An 18,150-nucleotide genomic window follows, 5' to 3' on the forward strand; every position below is an offset into this window, starting at 1 on the left:
CGCATAATTTTCAATGAAATGTTTTTTAAATCCAAGTATATAGTTGAATTTTCAAAACCAAAAGAGGAAATTTTAAATGATATAGATAAAAATTTATCTAAAAAGTTCTTTGATTGGAACAAATTTTTCGTAGGAAGGGTATCTGAGAATAGTTTTGATATTAAGTTTAATTATGATAAAATATCTCCTTATTTTAAGGGAAAGTTTGTTGCAAAAGATGATAAACCGGAAACTATTGAATTAACCGTATACAATGGTGTTCTTTCCATTTTTGGAAATATTTTAGGAATAATAATTATGTTGATGTTTGCAATCGTATTTTTTCAGCAGGAAAATTATTTATGGATTGCTTTGATCTTCATTTCTATTTTAATTGTTTTATTTGAACATGTTCGGATTAATAACGCAAAAGATAATTTTTTTGAATATTTGAAAAAACTAGATACTTTTAGTAAGATTGTTCCTGTTAAAAAATAGAATTAAAAAATGCTTTACACAATAATAAAAGCACTACACATTATCTTTATGGTGAGCTACTTTGCGGGAATTTTTTATCTCGTGAGGATTTTCGTTTACTATAAAGATACCGATGAATTTCCTGAAGAGAAAAAGAAAATTCTGAGAGAGCAGTACACTTTTATGGCCAGAAGACTGTGGAATATTATTACCGTTCCAGCGGGAGTAATTATGGCAGTATGTGGATTGGTCATGATCTTTTTAAATCCGGGGCTGATGAAAATGCCGTGGTTTCATTTGAAATTGACCTTCCTTATCGGACTTGCCATTTACCATTACTGGTGCTGGAAAAAAGTCCTTCATTTAAAAGAATTACATGGAGATACACTGCCGATTGCCAATATCAAACTGAGACAGGCCAATGAAATTGCAACATTCATTCTGTTTCTGGTAGTATTTACCGTTATTTTAAAATCAATGGTGATTGAATACTGGTGGCAATTAATCACAGGATTTTTCGTTCTTGTATTTCTGATCATGATGACAGTGAAACTGGTTAATAAAAATAAAAAAAACAAATAATTGTAGAGTAGGACCTATGTCTTAAACATTCATCCTTTTTACATCTTACAAAAAAACTATGATTGCAATTTTAAAGAAAGAACTTTGGAGTTACTTTGGAAACTGGAGTGCATGGGTGATCATTGCCGCTTTCAGTTTGATCGCAACTCTTTTCCTGTTCTTTTTCGACAACGATTCTAATATTTTTGAGATCGGAATGGCCTCGCTTCAGAGTTATTTCGTATTGGTTCCATGGCTGCTGATGTTTATCATTCCGGCCCTTTCTATGAAAACTTTTGCGGAAGAACAGCAGACAGGAACGTTAAACTGGCTTTTTTCACAACCGTTAAAGGTTTCTGATCTCGTAACCGGAAAATTCCTTTCTGTATGGATTGTTGGGGTTTTATGCCTTATTCCTTCACTCATTTACCTTTATACAGTGTATGTGCTGGGAGTTCCTGCAGGAAATATCGATCTTGGAATGACCTTTGGGAGCTACTTTGGGCTGATTATTTTAATTGCGGCATTTGCTGCAGTAGGAATTTTGGCTTCTTCATTGTCACAGAATCAGATTATGGCTTATCTGTTGGGCGTTTTCATGTGCTTTATTATGTATTTCGGAATCGAGCAATTAGCAAGCTATAAACTTTTGGGAGGTGCAGATTTTATCCTTCAGAATATAGGTTTCTATCAGCATTTCTTAGGCTTTACAAGAGGGCTTATTGATTTTAAAGATGTAGCGTATTTTGTTCTTGTCATTGGGGCTTCATTAGTATTGTCCAATCATTTTATAAACAAAAAGAAGTAGAATTATGAAGAAGATCAATGCTAAATCTCCACTGGGAATTTTCTTAATTGCAATTGTTCCTTTGGTTATTATCCTGACGTATTCAGGAATCAGATTAGACTTAACAAAAGAAAAAAGATATACACTTTCAGATAACACCATCAAAGTACTGGAGTCCGTTAAAAAGCCTCTGACTGTTGATGTATATCTGGAAGGAGATTTTCCGGCAAGTTTCAAACAGCTTCAGAGCGAGACGAAATTCATGCTGGAAGAATTCAGAAAAATAAATCCAAAGATTGATTTTAAATTCATCGATCCGATTAAAACAAAAATGTCTCAGGACACGCTGATGGCCTTGGGAATGCAGCCGTCTATTCTTCCGGATGTAAAAGATGGAAAAATTTCACAGATCACCCTTTTCCCATATGCTGTAATCAAGCATGGAAATGACGGCGTTTCTATACCTTTGGTAGTACAACAGGCAGGAATTGATGCGGACCAGCAGTTAACAAGATCCATTGAAGGACTGGAGTATAATCTTATTTCCAACATTAAAAATATTGCAGCTGCAAAGAGAAAGAAAATCGGGATTCTGGTCAATCATGATGAATTGAACCCGGATGAATTCCAGGGATTTGTACAGCTGGCTATGGAAAACTATGATGCTGGACCTATTATTCCTAAAAACCAGACTGAACTTTCATTAGAAGATGTTCCTTTATTAAAGCAAATGAGTGCTTTGGTGATTGCAAAACCAAGAAAAGCTTTCACAGATAATGAAAAAGTAATTCTTGACCAATACATCATGAACGGTGGGAAAACCCTTTGGATGATTGATGCGGTAAATGCTGAGATGGATACCTTAACGAGATCTAAAAAAGTAATGCCTTTCCCTGTAGATATCAATATGACAGACTTTTTTTTCAATTATGGGTTAAGAATTAATCCGGCTTTGGTAAAAGACGTTAAAAAGTTTGCCCTGTTAAGATTGGTTACAGGAGAAGTAAGCGGAAATCCTCAGTACACAAGCTTACCATGGCCATATTATCCGCTTGGAATTGCTGAAAATAATAATCCGGTCACAAAGAATATTAACCCGGTAAAATTTGAATTCCCGACTTCTATTGATACTTTAGGGGGAAGAAAGAATATCAAAACAAAAGTTCTTTTTGAATCCAGTGAAAGAACATTACTGAAACAGGTTCCGAACTATGTGGACCTGAAAGAAATTGCAAGCGTAGACAGTCTTGGACAAATGGAAAAACCAAGTACACCGAAGATCTTCGCTGTAGCCTTGGAAGGAAAATTTAATTCTGCCTATGCATCCAGAATTGAAAGACAATCTTACCCCGGATTCAAAACTTCAAGCCCGGAAAACAAAATGATCGTTATTGCAGACGGTGATGTAGGAAGAAATAAGGTGATCAAAGGAAAACCGCTTCCACTAGGTGTAGACCTGCTGACCAACGAGCAATTTGGTAACGAACAGTTCCTTAGAAATGCTTTAGACTATCTGTTAGACGACAGCAACCTGATGGAACTGAGAAACAGAAACATTGAAGAAAGACTTCTGGACAGACAAAGAATCACTGAAGAGAAATCCACATGGCAGTGGCTGAACTTACTGCTTCCATTGGCCATTATCGGCCTTATCGGAGGACTGTTCTTCTGGCTGAGGAAAAAGAAATTTGGATAAAATATAAAAGTCCGGAAGATATTTTCTTCCGGACTTTTTATTGTAATATGGCTCAATCTTGCTTTAAAAAAAAGTTGAGTTCACATCTATATCAATAATTTTTGAGATTAGTACTAATACACTATAGATTATTGCTGAAAGGCTCCTTTTGGAAGTAAAGCGGCAGTTCTGTAATAACTGATATCAGTAGAGATCTGTGCCTGAAGATCCTGGAAGGTATCATAATCATAATGAACCCAGTTTTCTTCATTGTCCGGGTCTGGAGTCTTATCTACAGCCAGTTCAAGCTTTCCGTCTTCCTGGTAGCTGCATTCTATGGCAGCATATTTTTCACCGTTTTCGTCGTTGCTATACCAGCATTTTATGGTTCTTTCAAGCTGTGGTTCATGGGTTTCGTTATCGATCACCTGTGAACAGATAAAATTTTCTGGATCTTCTGTTTTGAAAACAGTTTTGGAAATTAAGGGCAGATCGTCTACGGATAAGGAATATAGTTTATTGGTAGAAATAATAAAACCGTCAGCAGTTTCTTTTTTTTCAATATCAAAAAAATCTGATTTTTCCTTAAGATACTCTACTACCTGTGCTTCGTCCTCTTCGTCACTTAAAAAATAATTGATGTTGTAAACACTGTCTTCGTTGATGAATTCAATTTCTTTTAGAAAATCAGAACCTTCCTCATAATAATACAGATGATATTCGCTTAGCTTCACAGCTTTACTTTTAGAGATAATTTCTCCAAAAATGTTTTTGTACACTTTTCTCATTTTTAATCACGTTATTTAGTTTCATCTATTAGTTTAAGTGGTATCACAAAGATAAGTTTTCTTTTTTATCTAAGCCTGAAGTGTAAAATAGTATTTATTTCGTAAGTATTTTATATATCCTTTATAAAATCCTCATATTCATAGTAAAACCTTTCGAAACCGTCCATTTTGTCCACAAAAAATTCAAAAATTTCTTGCCAGGTATTTTTATTGAAAATGGAAACCCCATGTTTTTCTATCCATATCCTGCTGATAATCTTTCCGTTCTCAAGGGTAAAGTGTTCTTCTTTATGAAAGTCTCCGGTGTAATCTTTTAAGATATCTTCCAGTGACCAGATCTTTTCGTAATAGGCGTTTCGAAAAATTTCGTCTTTCATTTCGATATCCAGAGAAACTTCTGCTTTTTTATTGTCGGCAGAAAATTTAAATGCCATATCCTTGATTTTGGTATCATAAAGAATCCATTTTCTGGGAAATGATCTTCCGAAAGCGGTCCAAAATTCCTTTTTTAACTGCTGTGCCTCTTGTTTACTGAACATATGGCAAACATAATGATTTAATAGGAGAAAGGCAAAAATGTGGTACTAAAAACCGTGAAATTACGGATAAGCCGGATGAGCAAAAATACCTAAAGGCAGAGCTGGAATTGAAGATTTATCTTTCTGCTTGCAGCTCTTTTTCAAATGTTAAACAATTTTCTTATTTTTGCTGTAATGCTTTCAAAAAAATCTCAATATGCGTTCAAGGCGCTTTCATATCTTGTAGAAAAAAGAAATGAAGGCCCGATTCTTATTTCCGAAATTGCGGAACACAAAAAGATTCCTTTAAAGTTTTTGGAAAATATTCTGCTTGAACTAAAAAAAGCGGAAATTCTTGACAGTAAAAAAGGAAAGGGTGGAGGATATTTTCTGAAGGAAAAACCTGAAAATGTGAAACTGGCGAAAATTATTCGTCTGGTAAACGGTCCTATTGCCATGCTTCCCTGCGTAAGTCTAAATTTTTACGAAAAATGTGATGACTGCAATGAAGATCACTGTGGACTGCATGATGTACTGATAGAAGTGCGGGATGCTTCGCTGAACATTCTGGAGAAAAAAACTTTAATGGATCTGGTCGACTGACCTGATCCTTTTTTTTGAATTAATAGTCTACTTTTTTTGTAGGATAAATATTTTATCAGATATTTGCAGTACTTCAAATGAATAAACTATGATTTCAAAAGAAGAGGCAAACCGATTACAAAAGCTTACACTCTCCATGACTGCCGTGCATTCTGCTGCAGTATATAGTATATCTGCAAATATTTCCTTACACAGAAGTGCAGAAAACATACGATCGTTAAATGTTTTTATTTTCGATGTGACGGATAATCAAAAACTACAGATTAAAACGATTTTTTAATATGGTGATTTCAAGAAAAATTCAGGTAAGGCTTAATGTCCTTTTTGTGACGGCTGTCATTATATCTATTGTTGTTTTTTCAATGTATGAACTGGGATATCTGGAAGAGCTGCAGACCATTCTGGCAAAAAATAATTATATTTTTTACTGGATGCTTCTGGTAGGGGTTTTTGCAGAAATTGTGGCGGGATCAATGGGAATGGGATATGGAGTCATTTGTACCACTACACTTATGATTCTGAATATTCCCCCTCATATTGTAAGTGCAAGTATCCATTCAGCAGAAAGTTTTACAACGGCAGCGGGAAGTATCAGCCATATCAGATTGAAAAATGTCAGTAAGAGTTTAGTAAAAAAACTTGCAGTGCCAGCAGTTATCGGGGCTGTTATTGGTGCGGTAAGTCTTACTTATCTTGGAGAGTATTATGCAAAAATTACAAAAACACTGATCGCTTTTTATACTTTATATCTCGGGATTCAGATTTTATCAAATGCTTTCAAAGAAAAACAAAGTAAAGCATTGAAAAGAAAAACCAATCTTACCAGACTGGGAGTGATAGGTGGTTTTATAGACTCTTTTGCCGGTGGAGGATGGGGACCTCTGGTAACCGGAACTCTGATTAAAAATGCATTTACCCCAAGATTTGCCGTAGGAAGTTCTACCGTAGCTAAATTTATCCTTACCCTAACGGCCGCCGTTACCTTTTTCTTTACCCTGGGAATTCAGCACTGGAATATCATTCTCGGGCTTTTAATCGGCGGAATTATTACCGCTCCTTTTTCAGCTATGCTTACTGCAAGGCTTCCTGTGAAGAAAATGTTTGTGATTATCGGAACATTGGTGATTGTGATGAGTTCTATAACTATTTATAAATCAGTTTTTAATTAAAAATTATGCTTTGTATTGAAAAATAAAGAGCTTAAAAAGATATTCGGTTTTGAAAATATTTTACTTTTACATCACTAAATATTAGAACATGAATTTACATATCATTGCACTTTTTAAGTTTAATGAAAATTATCTGATGGATGCGGTAGAGCTATTTCAGAACCTTGTGAAAGAAACAAGAAAAGAAGAAGGCTGCCTGCAGTATGACCTTATTGAGGATAAAGATAATAAAGGAACTTTCTTCCTGATCGAGCTTTGGGAAAGCGTAGAGCATCACAACAGACATAATGGACAGGATCACCTTTTGGATTTCCGTAAAGATGCTTCCAAAATCATGGAGAGCTCAGCAGAAGTTTATAAAGGATTTAAGATATATTAATTTTGAGGATGTAAAGAATTTCTCAATTACTTTACAGAATAAAAGGCGGTCTCAAACTATTGAAACCGCCTTTTTATTAGAAAAAATAGAAAGTATTAAAATAAAAAGTTTATTTCACGATAAGCTTTTTCGTCTCCGAATGGCCTCCGTAAGTTATTTTTACAAGGTAATTTCCTGATGTAAGTGTAGAAAGGTTCAGATCCTGCTTGTAGAATCCTGCCTGATTGGAAAGCTCAGCAGAATATACCTTTGTACCGGTAAGATCATACACCTCCACATTTCCTTTGTTGCTTGCTTTTTCTTTAACATCAAAAAGAACCGTTACTTTTTTATCTGCTGGTGCAGGGTTAGGATAAATACCAAAAGAAGCCTTTTTTCCAACTTCGGTAATTCCTAATGTTTCAGTAATTTTTTTGTATTTGAAATACATATTTCCTGTACTTGCCCCGCCATTAGTCGTGAAGTACATTCTGTAGTAGTCATTTCCTTTTTTAACATAGTATACCACATCACTTTTTACCGTTCCGATGCCTTTCCATGAGTGTCCCACAGTTGTAATAGCTGATGAGAAACTTGCATTGGCAGGGATTGTATAAGCTGTTGTAGCCTGTGTTTCCGGCTGTGTCATTGCTACTTTGATATTAGGGCTTTGGATGGCTCCGGAAAGCGGATACATCTGCACGCCCATATAGAATGTGTAATATTTTGTGAATACGAAATCCCATGCAGTTCTTGACGGTTCAAGACCAGGAACTTTTGCACCGGTATCAAATGAGAAATAGTTAAAATAAGAATCATCCGTTCCGTTAGCGATGGTTCTTGTTTCTGTAGCGCTCCATGAAGTGCCGTTCCATTTTGAATATTTAAAAGTGTACCCTGCAAAGGCATCTTCAATAGCAAATTTGATGTATGTTCCTGAAGGATATTTTAAAACAAAAATAGCTTTCCCCTGGATGTGGTGATTCATAGGATTGTAAACTCCCCATCCTGTTGAAGGAATATTGGGGTTTGGAGAAGTCACAGGCCCCTGTTCAAAAGCTCCCTGGCTCCAGTCAGTGGTCTGATCCGGGTTATAAAGAGGGGCTCCCCATGAAGCTTCATTGCTGATACTGATGTTATCCCAGTCTGCTAAATTGGTTGAAGCAGTGAATACTTCAATATCTTTTGCATCATTTATTCTTGATCCAAATGCATAGTTTGAATTTCTATAAAAAGCAACATCCCACGTATTGGCAGGCTGAGAAACCATATTACCATCTGCAAGGTTTACAAATACTCTGTTTTGATATCCGCTCCCCATTGTCATATTTACCTGTGAGTATCCCAATGCATCAGTTTGCGCAAAAACAGTCTGCTGAACAGACATTGCCAATACTGAAGCCAATAATAGTTTTGTTTTCATAATTTATTTTTTAAATCCTTATTTAGAATGATTCAACAAAAGTATATAATTATTTTTAATGAGTCTAAATAAAAACATGATTTTTATCGTGTTTTACTTTAATTATATATTGTTTATATAAAAATAAGAGCACAGAAAAGCCGGAAGGAATGATCCCGCCGGCTTTAAAAAGGCCAATAATAGTCTAATAAACCTTATTTTTTGATGAATTTTGTCTGAATCGTTTTTCCTTCAGCAGTTTCAATATTCATATAATAAACTCCGGTCTGAAGAGTGCTGATATCAAAATTTTGTCCGTTTGGTTTCCCTTCTGTTGCTTTTTGTCCGGCAGCAGAATAAATACTGATATTTTTAAGATCTTTTTTTGATTTAAACTCCAATGCCGTTTGATCAGAATTTAAGGCAAATCTGAAATTTTCTGTTACTTTATTATTGTCATTTACTCCTAAAGAAGCTGTCGTGTTATACACTACATTATCCACCTGGATTGCAACGTGCGTTGCTGTAGGAGTGAATTTAAATACAATATATGAACCTGTAGATGCCGGAATATTTACGCTGATATTCTGAACTGTACCAATAACCGATACATTGATAGGGATTCCGACAGGAACGAATGTTGACATATCCGCAGGATTGGATGCTACCCCAATCTGGATGCTTCCCGGACCGGGAGATGGGGATACTAAAGTCGTATCAAAAGTTAATGTCTTATTTCCGGTTGGAGTTTCAATTTGTGGAGCAATCAGATATGAAGACCCTGTCGCATTATTTCCTGCATAGGATTGAACGAACCTGTTAGAATCACCTGCTACAATCATTCTCGGAGGTACAGGAGGAAACTCTCCGGTAATTGGTGCAACAATGGCAGACCACCCAAATTGAGGGAAAGTGGTATTCCCGGCTGTAAAATTATTGAAATTTTCATTGATGTTAGATACCTGAGCATTCGCTGTTAAGGCTGTAAACATCAGAGTTCCTAAAAGTAATTTTAATTTCATGAGATTATTTTTATTTAGAATTATTCCACAAAAATATATATTTATTTTTAATGAGTCTAAATAAAGTTTTATATTTGTCGAAAATTTGTACCCTTATGAAGAAGAAAGTGCTTTCCGTTCTATCATTATCCGTGGCCTTATGGGTGAATGCACAAGAAAAGGATTCTCTTAATCAAAAGAAAATTGAAGAAGTTGTTATTACAGGACAGTACATGCAGCAGTCCATTAACAAATCGATATATAAGGTTGATGTAATTGATGCAGAACAGATTAAAAATATGGCAGCCACTAATGTTGCCGAGGTTTTAAATCAAAGTCTTAACATACAGATCACTCCGGATACCCGTTTAGGAAATTCCACCGCCAATATTATGGGGCTTAATGGTGATTATGTAAAAATCCTTATAGACAATATTCCGGTAGTAGGGGATACAGGATTGGGAAGTAATATTGACCTTACCAAAATTACCTTAAGCAATATTGAAAGAATTGAAATTGTAAAAGGAAGCATGGGTGTTGAATATGGAAATGGAGCTGTTGCCGGGGTAATCAACATTATTACAAAGAAAACCAGTACAAAAAAAGTAAGTGTAAGAGGTTCGGTACAGGAAGAAACCGTAAGAGATAATTACGATCTTAAGAAAAGAGGGAACGGAAGACATATTCAAAACCTGAATATAGATTATAACATCAGCAAAGAATGGTTTGCAAGTATCAATTTCAACCATAACCAGTTTATGGGATATGAAGGAGAAAGCAAAGGTTACAAATATTTCGGACAGGACAATCAAAGAGGCTATGAATGGAACCCGAAAGACCAGTACGATGCCTCTGCATTGTTAAGATATACCAAAAACAAAACAACATTTTTCTACAAACTGTCCTATCTTAATGAGAATTTTAACTTCTACAACCCTGAAGTAAGCAGGAATCCGCTTAATGATGGAGTAGGTGGAGTATCTTATGAGAGTAGAGACAGAAAGTACAATACTGACCGCTGGATTCACCAGTTTAATATTCAAACCAATCTGGGACATATCCGGTACATGGGGGATTTTTCTTATCAGAATCAGGACAGAAAATATTACGACTACAATTACGATATTCCAAACAGAGCAATAAAGAGCCGTCAGGACGAAAAATCATATTATAAAACAGATGTTATCTACTCAAGAGGGATGTTCAGTAACTTCCTGGATAGCAAAGTTTTTGATTTCCAGCTGGGTTATGAGTTAGATTATACCAACGGATATGCTGCATTAATTGCCGGAGATTTCTTTGGAGAAGCGGTAAAAAGAAAAATATTTACCTATTCCAATTTCCTTTCTGCAGAATGGAATGTTTCAGACAAACTTTCATTAAGACCGGGAGTAAGGCTTTCCCTTAGTGAGAACTTCAATGATCAATACAACTATTCCTTATCAGCAAGATATAAAACTTCTGAGAATTCAAATCTTAGAGCAATCTTAGGATCTGCAAACCGTTTCCCTAAATATGATGAACTGTACACGTATTTTGTAAATCTTAATCATGATGTACAGGGAAATCCGGATTTAAATCCTGAAAAAGGATTCTCTGCAGGGCTTTTCTGGAATCAGAACTTTTCAGTGGATAATGGCTGGAAAATCGCTTATGGAGTAGATGCATTATATCTGGATGTTCGTGACAGGATTGAAATGGTTGTGGTAAAACAACCTTCTACCTATAAATACATGAATCTGAACAGGTATAAAAATCTATTATTCTCAGCCAATGTAGATTTCAGAAAAGATCAGTTTGCCCTGTCTTTAAGGGGATCTGTAAACGGAACATCCGTATCAATGAATGAATTAACATCCTCTTCTCCTACAGATTTCCAGTATTTGGTACAGGCAGGCGCATCTGCAACGTACAAACTGAAAAATACCGATACCAATTTTGCCCTTTACTATAAATTCACAGGTCCTGACAGAATTTATGTGTCTGACGGAGCAAGTGGTTTCCGCCTTGGAAAAGTGGACAGTTTCCATATGATGGATTTTATCGTAAGCCAGCCTTTCTGGAATAAGCATTTTGAAATTTCTGCGGGGGTGAAAAATATATTTGATGTGACGAGATTAAACTCTACTGCAGTTGCTGGTTCAGCGCATACAGCAGCGAATGGTTTTGTTAATTTATACTATGGCAGAAGCTATTTTGCCAGATTAATGTTTCAATTTTAAATAATAAGTTACTGTTATGAAGTATTTAAAAATATTTTCTGTTCTTTCCATCATGGTGGCCACACAGTCTTGTCTCTCTGCAGATGAAGATCCGGTTCCGGTTCCTCCCATGACTGGATCAGAAGTTAATGTAAAAGTTGGTGGTCCTACAGAACCTAATCAGGTTTGGATTGATCTGAGTGATTACACCAATCCGGCTGTCAACAGCAGAACAGACTGGGATCTTGGTTTTTATACAGGAGATGAATTTCGTGTGATTATGAACGGATCTCTTGCTATGACAGTTATTAAAATACCTGATGCTACAGATATCAGTAAAATAAAAGATGCTGATGTTGAAAGTTTGAAAGAAATTGCTCAGGTGGGAACATTTGATGCTGCCAATATGAAATATATCGACAATCCTGATGGTAATTTTCTGACTCAGACTTCCGGGATTGATGCCATCAAAGAAAATGATTCTGATAATCCTGTTTATCTGATCAATCTGGGAAGAGAAATACCTTCCGCAGCCAATATCGGGGCAGGTTCCGTCTCATTGTCCGGTGATCCGAGAGGATGGAAAAAAATTCAGATCCTTAGAGCTCAGAATGGATATAAAATCCGCTATGCCGATCTGAATGCAACAGGAACAGATATCAAAGAATATATCATTACCAAAGATACAGAATACAACTTTTCGTTTTTCAACCTGAAAACAGGTACACCTGTAAAAATTCAGCCTAAGAAAAAAAGCTGGGATTTGGTATTCACAACGTTTACCAATGAGGTATTCATGGGACCTGCAACCAGTGCAGGAAGCTATTTCTATGCAGATTTTGTAACGACCAATACCTTGAATGGAGTAGGTGCCTATCAGGTAAGTGTTACAGGAAGTCTGGACCAGGCTTATACTGCATTTAAACTGAAAGATGTTGAACCTGCCAAATTTGTTTTTAATGATCATAGAGCCATCGGTGATAAGTGGAGAACAACAACGGGCACGGCATCGAATCCGGTTCCTTTTGTCTACTCAGATCGTTTCTTTGTGCTGAAAGATGCTGAAGGCTTCTACTTTAAACTGAGATTCAACAAAATGAAAGACGAAAACGGAAACCGCGGGTACACCAATTTTGAATTTGAACCTTTATAAATAATCAAATAATAGTATATCATGAAAAAATTCATCCTTGCAGCTTCTGTACTTGTAGCAGTGTATTCTTGCAAAAAGGCAGAAGCATCAACGAAAGAAAATACAACAGAAGCCACTTCTGAAGCACCAAAAACCAACAATAAAATAGTAACGTTAAACGGTGGAATTACTGAAATCGTGGCTGCTTTGGGCTACGAAAAAGAAATCGTAGGAACAGACGTTACAAGTACTTACCCGGCATCTTTAAAAGCTACAGCTAAAGATTTAGGGCATATGAGATCAATGACCATTGAGCCGATCATGGCAGTCTCTCCGACATTAATTTTAGCTTCCGATAAAGATATCAACCCTGAATTAATGAGGAAAATCAAATCTTCCGGGATTCAAACTGAAGTATTCAAACAGGAATATACAGTAGATGGAACTAAAAAGTTAATCGAATCTGTAGCAAAAGCGATTGGAAATACAGATTACCAGAAATTAAATGACAAGATTGACGCAGATCTTAAACAGGTACAGCCTATTGCTAAAAAGCCAAAAGTATTGTTCATCTACGCCAGAGGAAATATGCTGATGGTGAGTGGTAAAAATACACCAATGGCTTCATTGATCACTCTGGCAGGAGGTGAAAATGCTGTAACTGATTTTGAAGACTTCAAACCATTGACCCCTGAAGCCGTTGTAAAAGCTAATCCTGATGTTCTGTTCTTCTTTGAAACAGGTTTACAGGGAGCAGGAGGAAATGAAGGTGCTCTTAAAATGCCGGGTGTTTCCCAAACCAATGCAGGAAAGAATAAGAAGATCATCGCAATGGATGGAGGTTTAGTATCAGGTTTCGGACCGAGACTAGGAGAAGCAGCAGTAGGATTAAACAAACTTTTAATTGAAAACACAAAGTAAACTATACTTTTATCTTATTATAAGTGCAGTACTGCTGGTCATTATAGCAGTGCTGTCACTTAATACAGGAGTTTATGATTTCGGAGAGAATTCTCCGTTCAGGGCACTGTGGCAATTTATAAAAGGTGATCCGTCATTATCCTTAAGTGATAAATATGTGATTTGGGATGTAAGAGCAGCCAGAATTGTTATGGCAATTTTAATAGGAGGAATGCTTTCCGTCTCAGGAACCAGCCTTCAGGGACTTTTTAAAAATCCGCTGGCAACAGGTGATTTGATTGGCCTTACATCGGGAGCAACCCTGCTGGCAGCAATTGCGATTGTTTTAGGAGGACATTTCAAAGAATACCTTCCTGAGGCTGTACAGTTTTCATTGGTAGGAATCGCAGCTTTTGTAGGATCATTCTTATCTATGATGCTGGTATACAGGATTTCAACAAGCGGAGGGAAGACAAATGTAGTGATGATGCTGCTTACCGGCGTTGCAATAACCGCAATAGGTTTTTCAATTACCGGGTTCCTGATCTATATTTCAAAGGATGAACAGCTTAGAGATCTTACCTTTTGGAATCTGGGAAGTTTGGCAGCTGCTACATGGACAAAGAATATCATTCTGGCCGTTGTAATGACGATAGCTTACATCATTTTATTGCCTAAAGGAAAAGCTTTGAATGCCATGATGTTGGGAGAAAAAGATGCACAGCACCTGGGAATCAATGTGGAAAAACTGAAAAAACAGATCATCATCACCGTTGCTTTAATGGTGGGAACCTGTGTAGCATTTTCAGGGACAATTGGTTTTGTAGGTCTTATTGTACCTTATATTTTAAGACTTTTATTCAAATCCAACAATACCTTTATCCTGCCTTTATCAGCCATGTGCGGAAGTATTTTGCTGTTGACGGCAGATACATTCAGCAGAAGTATTGTAGCGCCGTCTGAACTTCCGATCGGAATTCTGACTGCACTGATGGGAGGACCTATCTTTATTGCTATTTTGGTTAAATTTAAAAAATCACTGTAATGATCAAGGCACACCAGATTAATTATAAACATAAAGAATTCCGTATTCTGGATGGGGTAGATGTCTCTCTGGAATATGGTGAATTTTTAGCCATTGTAGGTCCGAACGGAGCAGGAAAATCAAGCCTTATGAGTGTTTTGGCAGATGAAGTGAAATCCGGAAAACAAAAAGTATTATTTAAAGATAAGCTTATTCAGCATTGGAATGTAAAGGAGCTTTCCAGGCATAAAGCAAAATTTTCGCAGCATAACAGTAATGATATCCCGCTTGAAGTAAAAGATGTGGTCATGATGGGAAGGTATCCTTATTTTGATGCCCAGCCCGGTAAAGAAGATCTGGAAGCCATGAATACTATGATGTATGAAACCGATATTTTTCATCTGAAGGACAGAGATTACAATACCTTGTCCGGAGGAGAAAAGCAAAGGGTACATCTGTCAAGAGTAATGGCACAATTACAGAACGACATTACCCATAAACTGGTTTTTCTGGACGAACCTTTGAATAATTTGGATATAAAACATCAGTATAAGGCGTTGGAAATTATCAAAAACTTTACGAATAAAGCCAACAGTGCCATTGTTGTTTTACATGATCTGAACCTTGCTGCACAATTTGCAGACAAGATTTTATTGATGAAATCAGGAAAAGTTTCCGCCTATGGAACTCCACAGGAAGTTTTTACAGCAGAAAACATCAGCAAAGCCTATAATTTTCCCTGTACCATCTGCGGACACCCTATTACGAATAACCCAATGATCATTTTTGGATAACCATGGAAAAAGAAGAACTCAAAATCCTCGCACATAATCTTGCCAACCCTCAGGGAGAAAAAGGCATCGAGATTGGTGAAATGATGAATGCCACTAACATCAGTATGACGTTAGAAAGTATCAAAACACTGGTGATAGATGACAGTCAGCATATCCTAGAAATAGGGCACGGCAATGCCGGACACCTGAAAAGTATCATGAGCCTTGCCAAAAACCTCAGATATACAGGAATCGATATTTCTGAAACCATGCACAATGAAGCCAGAAAACTCAATAAAGAATTTGAAAACCAGGCAGACTTTGTTTTGTATGAAGGAAAGAAGCTTCCTTTTCAGGACAGAACTTTTGATAAAATATTTACAGTCAATACTGTGTACTTCTGGGAAAATCCGGTAGAATTTTTAAATGAGATCTACAGGGTCTTGAAAGATGACGGAACATTCGTTCTTACATTCGGGCAAAGAGATTTCATGGAAAAACTGCCGTTTACGGAATATGATTTCACACTCTACAACAACAATGAAATGGAAGAACTGGTTTCCAAAAGCCATTTTAAAAGAATGAAAACTTCCGAAAAAGAAGAGCAGATAAAAAGTAAAACAGGAAACGAAACAATACAAAGAATTTATACAATTTTAACCATAAAAAAGTAAAGTAATGAGCACATTAGTTAATGATTTAAAGGAAAAATGGGAAGCTCTGAAAGCAGAAAATCCACATATCAGAATAAGAAATGCCGCTGCACAGTTAGAAGTAAGTGAAGCAAAATTATTGGTAACAAGCATTGGAGAAGGAGTTACTGTCCTGAACCCGGATTTCCCGGAAATTCTTACAGAAGCTGAGAAGTTAGGAAAAGTAATGGCTCTTACCCGTAATGATGAGTGTGTTCACGAAAGAAAAGGAATCTATCAGAACGGGGATTTCAGCAGCCCGCACGCACAGCTTTTTGTGGGTGAAGATATTGACCTTAGAATTTTCCTTAATCACTGGAAGTTTGCTTTTGCCGTAGTAGAAGGAGATAAGAAAAGTCTTCAGTTTTTCGGAAAAGATGGTCTGGCATTGCACAAGATCTATCTGACAAAAGATAGTAACGAAGAAGCTTTCGATGCTATCGTTGAAAAATTCAAAGCAGAAGATCAGAATCAGGCTTTTGTATTTGAGGCAGTAGCTCCAAAACAGGCTGAAAAAGCAGATGCAGAAATTGATGTAGAAGGTTTCAAAAAAGCATGGACAGAATTGAAAGACACTCATGATTTCTTCATGATGACCAGAAAATATGGGGTAAGCAGAACACAGGCATTAAGATTGGCACCGGAAGGATTTGCTAAAAAAATCGATAATGCGAAAGTGGTCAACATCCTTGAAGATGCTTCTGAAAAGAATACTCCGATCATGGTTTTCGTTGGAAACAGAGGAATTATCCAGATTCACACCGGAAATGTGAAGAAAACACTTTGGCACCAGCAGTGGTTCAACGTGATGGACCCCGATTTTAATTTGCACCTTGATGTAACTAAAATTGCTGAAGCGTGGATCGTTAAAAAACCAACGGAAGACGGAGAAGTAACAGCTATTGAAGTATTCAACAAAGAAGGAGACTTTATCGTTCAGTTCTTTGGAAAAAGGAAGCCTGGAATTCCTGAGCTTCAGGAGTGGAAGGATCTTGTAGCAGCATTAGAAAAGTAATAATTAGATAATTTGAATGAGACCGTTTTGTTTGTAAACTTCAAAGCGGTCTTTTTATTTCAGGTTTTGGCGAAAATAATTTGAGATTTAAATAAAAAAGATGTGCTGTTACGGTGCAATAGCTGCCAAAATATTGTGTAATTTGTAGTTAAATATAAAATAAAATGAAAAATATTTTCATAGCGATATTGCTTGCGGGTTTCTGTTCTTTGAAGGCACAGGAGCTTAAAGCTTATCAGTTTTATGATAAAAAAGGAAAAGAAGTAAAGACTGAAAAACTGGTGAAAGAATTGGCGGATTATGATGTGGTCTTTTTTGGTGAAAACCATAACAGTTCCATCAATCACTGGCTTCAGCTTAAAATTACAGAAGCTTTGTTTGCTAAAAAGAAAGGACAGCTTATTTTAGGAGCTGAAATGTTTGAAAGAGACAATCAGCCTCAGCTGAACCAATATCTGAACGGAAAATTTGATGCCAAAATATTCAAAGACTCCGCACGTTTATGGAACAACTATGCAACGGATTACAAACCTTTGGTAGATTTTGCTAAAAATAAAAAACTGAATTTTATTGCCACCAATATCCCAAGGAAATATGCCTCTCAAACTGCTAAGGAAGGTCTGGAATCCCTGAACAAATTAAGTGAAAAAGAGAAAACATATATTGCTCAGTTACCGATAAAAGTTACATTAGATACTCCGGGATATCCTGAAATGAAAGCAATGATGGGAGATCATGCGGAAGGAACCAAAGTGATGAATTTTATTTCAGCCCAGGCAACGAAAGATGCTACAATGGCAGAATCTATCCTGAAAAACTTACAGGCCGGAAAAACATTTATCCATTACAACGGAAACTATCACAGCAAAGAATTTGGCGGAATCTATTGGTATATCAAACAGAAAAATCCCCACCTGAAAATGGCCGTCATTTCTGTTTTTGAATCAGAAGATCCTGAATTGAAAGTGCCGGCCAAAGACTATATCCCGACAGACTTCAATCTGATTATTCCGGGAGATATGACGAAGACTTTTTAATTTTTTTTACAAAAGTGTTATTGGCTACGCCGAATCTTCGATTTCTGACGAAGGAAGA

At 36.5% G+C, this 18,150-nt stretch carries 20 protein-coding genes; 16 read left to right on the forward strand and 4 right to left on the reverse strand.

What is annotated here, in order from left to right; all coding sequences use genetic code 11:
- Positions 1–18: 18 nt before the first annotated feature.
- The 4 genes from FN817_RS00175 to gldG are packed head-to-tail and all read left to right on the forward strand — an operon-like array spanning position 19 to position 3,500.
- Positions 19–477: a hypothetical protein gene (locus tag FN817_RS00175; protein WP_142716189.1), complete on the forward strand. Its 459-nt coding sequence runs from the start codon at positions 19–21 to the stop codon at positions 475–477.
- A gap of 9 nt (positions 478–486) precedes the next feature.
- Positions 487–1,038, forward strand: a complete 552-nt coding sequence (locus FN817_RS00180) for a CopD family protein (protein WP_142716190.1) — start codon at positions 487–489, stop codon at positions 1,036–1,038.
- Positions 1,039–1,096: 58 nt separating this feature from the next.
- Positions 1,097–1,825, forward strand: a complete 729-nt coding sequence (locus FN817_RS00185; RefSeq protein WP_047423584.1) for an ABC transporter permease subunit — start codon at positions 1,097–1,099, stop codon at positions 1,823–1,825.
- A gap of 4 nt (positions 1,826–1,829) precedes the next feature.
- The gene (gldG, locus tag FN817_RS00190) at positions 1,830–3,500 is read left to right on the forward strand and encodes a gliding motility-associated ABC transporter substrate-binding protein GldG (RefSeq protein WP_142716191.1); all 1,671 of its coding nucleotides are present in this window, start codon (positions 1,830–1,832) and stop codon (positions 3,498–3,500) included.
- A gap of 128 nt (positions 3,501–3,628) precedes the next feature.
- On the opposite strand, the gene FN817_RS00195 is transcribed toward gldG, so the two are convergent.
- Both FN817_RS00195 and FN817_RS00200 read right to left on the reverse strand, forming a co-directional pair.
- The gene (locus FN817_RS00195; protein WP_142716192.1) at positions 3,629–4,258 is read right to left on the reverse strand and encodes a hypothetical protein; all 630 of its coding nucleotides are present in this window, start codon (positions 4,256–4,258) and stop codon (positions 3,629–3,631) included.
- 119 nt (positions 4,259–4,377) lie between these two features.
- Positions 4,378–4,806: a DUF4268 domain-containing protein gene (locus FN817_RS00200; RefSeq protein WP_047423581.1), complete on the reverse strand. Its 429-nt coding sequence runs from the start codon at positions 4,804–4,806 to the stop codon at positions 4,378–4,380.
- Between the two features lie 174 nt (positions 4,807–4,980).
- Here FN817_RS00200 and FN817_RS00205 point away from each other — a divergent pair, with 174 nt between their 5' ends.
- The 4 genes from FN817_RS00205 to FN817_RS00215 all read left to right on the forward strand — a co-directional run bounded on the left by FN817_RS00205 (position 4,981) and on the right by FN817_RS00215 (position 6,936).
- Complete coding sequence (locus FN817_RS00205; protein ID WP_047376986.1) at positions 4,981–5,388, forward strand: RrF2 family transcriptional regulator; 408 nt, start codon at positions 4,981–4,983, stop codon at positions 5,386–5,388.
- A gap of 88 nt (positions 5,389–5,476) precedes the next feature.
- Positions 5,477–5,668: a hypothetical protein gene (locus tag FN817_RS22985; protein WP_167498791.1), complete on the forward strand. Its 192-nt coding sequence runs from the start codon at positions 5,477–5,479 to the stop codon at positions 5,666–5,668.
- Between the two features lies 1 nt (position 5,669).
- Positions 5,670–6,557: a sulfite exporter TauE/SafE family protein gene (locus FN817_RS00210; RefSeq protein WP_142716193.1), complete on the forward strand. Its 888-nt coding sequence runs from the start codon at positions 5,670–5,672 to the stop codon at positions 6,555–6,557.
- Positions 6,558–6,645: 88 nt separating this feature from the next.
- Positions 6,646–6,936: a putative quinol monooxygenase gene (locus FN817_RS00215; RefSeq protein ID WP_047376912.1), complete on the forward strand. Its 291-nt coding sequence runs from the start codon at positions 6,646–6,648 to the stop codon at positions 6,934–6,936.
- Between the two features lie 109 nt (positions 6,937–7,045).
- Here the strand turns inward: FN817_RS00215 and FN817_RS00220 are convergent, their stop codons facing one another.
- On the reverse strand, positions 7,046–8,338 hold the full coding sequence (locus tag FN817_RS00220; RefSeq protein ID WP_142716194.1) for a T9SS type A sorting domain-containing protein: 1,293 nt from the start codon (positions 8,336–8,338) through the stop codon (positions 7,046–7,048).
- A gap of 194 nt (positions 8,339–8,532) precedes the next feature.
- A complete protein-coding gene (locus tag FN817_RS00225; protein WP_142716195.1) occupies positions 8,533–9,339 on the reverse strand; it encodes a T9SS type A sorting domain-containing protein in 807 nt (268 codons plus the stop codon).
- Between the two features lie 95 nt (positions 9,340–9,434).
- Here FN817_RS00225 and FN817_RS00230 point away from each other — a divergent pair, with 95 nt between their 5' ends.
- From FN817_RS00230 to FN817_RS00265, 8 genes are all read left to right on the forward strand, one after another.
- A complete protein-coding gene (locus FN817_RS00230) occupies positions 9,435–11,540 on the forward strand; it encodes a TonB-dependent receptor plug domain-containing protein (RefSeq protein WP_142716196.1) in 2,106 nt (701 codons plus the stop codon).
- Positions 11,541–11,556: 16 nt separating this feature from the next.
- Entirely contained in the window at positions 11,557–12,672 is a 1,116-nt protein-coding gene (locus FN817_RS00235; protein WP_142716197.1) for an HmuY family protein, read from the forward strand.
- Between the two features lie 21 nt (positions 12,673–12,693).
- A complete protein-coding gene (locus FN817_RS00240) occupies positions 12,694–13,572 on the forward strand; it encodes a heme/hemin ABC transporter substrate-binding protein (RefSeq protein ID WP_142716198.1) in 879 nt (292 codons plus the stop codon).
- Positions 13,556–14,596 (forward strand): FecCD family ABC transporter permease, encoded by a 1,041-nt coding sequence (locus FN817_RS00245; protein ID WP_142716199.1) that lies wholly within the window; start codon positions 13,556–13,558, stop codon positions 14,594–14,596. Before FN817_RS00240 ends, FN817_RS00245 begins: the two co-directional genes overlap by 17 nt.
- On the forward strand, positions 14,596–15,369 hold the full coding sequence (locus FN817_RS00250; RefSeq protein ID WP_142716200.1) for a heme ABC transporter ATP-binding protein: 774 nt from the start codon (positions 14,596–14,598) through the stop codon (positions 15,367–15,369). The genes FN817_RS00245 and FN817_RS00250 overlap by 1 nt, the downstream gene beginning before the upstream one ends.
- A 2-nt stretch (positions 15,370–15,371) precedes the next feature.
- Complete coding sequence (locus FN817_RS00255; RefSeq protein WP_142716201.1) at positions 15,372–16,022, forward strand: class I SAM-dependent methyltransferase; 651 nt, start codon at positions 15,372–15,374, stop codon at positions 16,020–16,022.
- 4 nt (positions 16,023–16,026) lie between these two features.
- Positions 16,027–17,055, forward strand: coding sequence for a hemin-degrading factor (locus FN817_RS00260; protein WP_142716202.1), 1,029 nt, complete (start codon positions 16,027–16,029; stop codon positions 17,053–17,055).
- A 164-nt stretch (positions 17,056–17,219) separates the two neighbouring features.
- Positions 17,220–18,092, forward strand: a complete 873-nt coding sequence (locus FN817_RS00265) for a ChaN family lipoprotein (protein ID WP_142716203.1) — start codon at positions 17,220–17,222, stop codon at positions 18,090–18,092.
- Positions 18,093–18,150 lie beyond the last annotated feature (58 nt).

The organism is Chryseobacterium rhizoplanae (assembly GCF_900182655.1).
GTDB classification, from domain to species: domain Bacteria; phylum Bacteroidota; class Bacteroidia; order Flavobacteriales; family Weeksellaceae; genus Chryseobacterium; species Chryseobacterium rhizoplanae.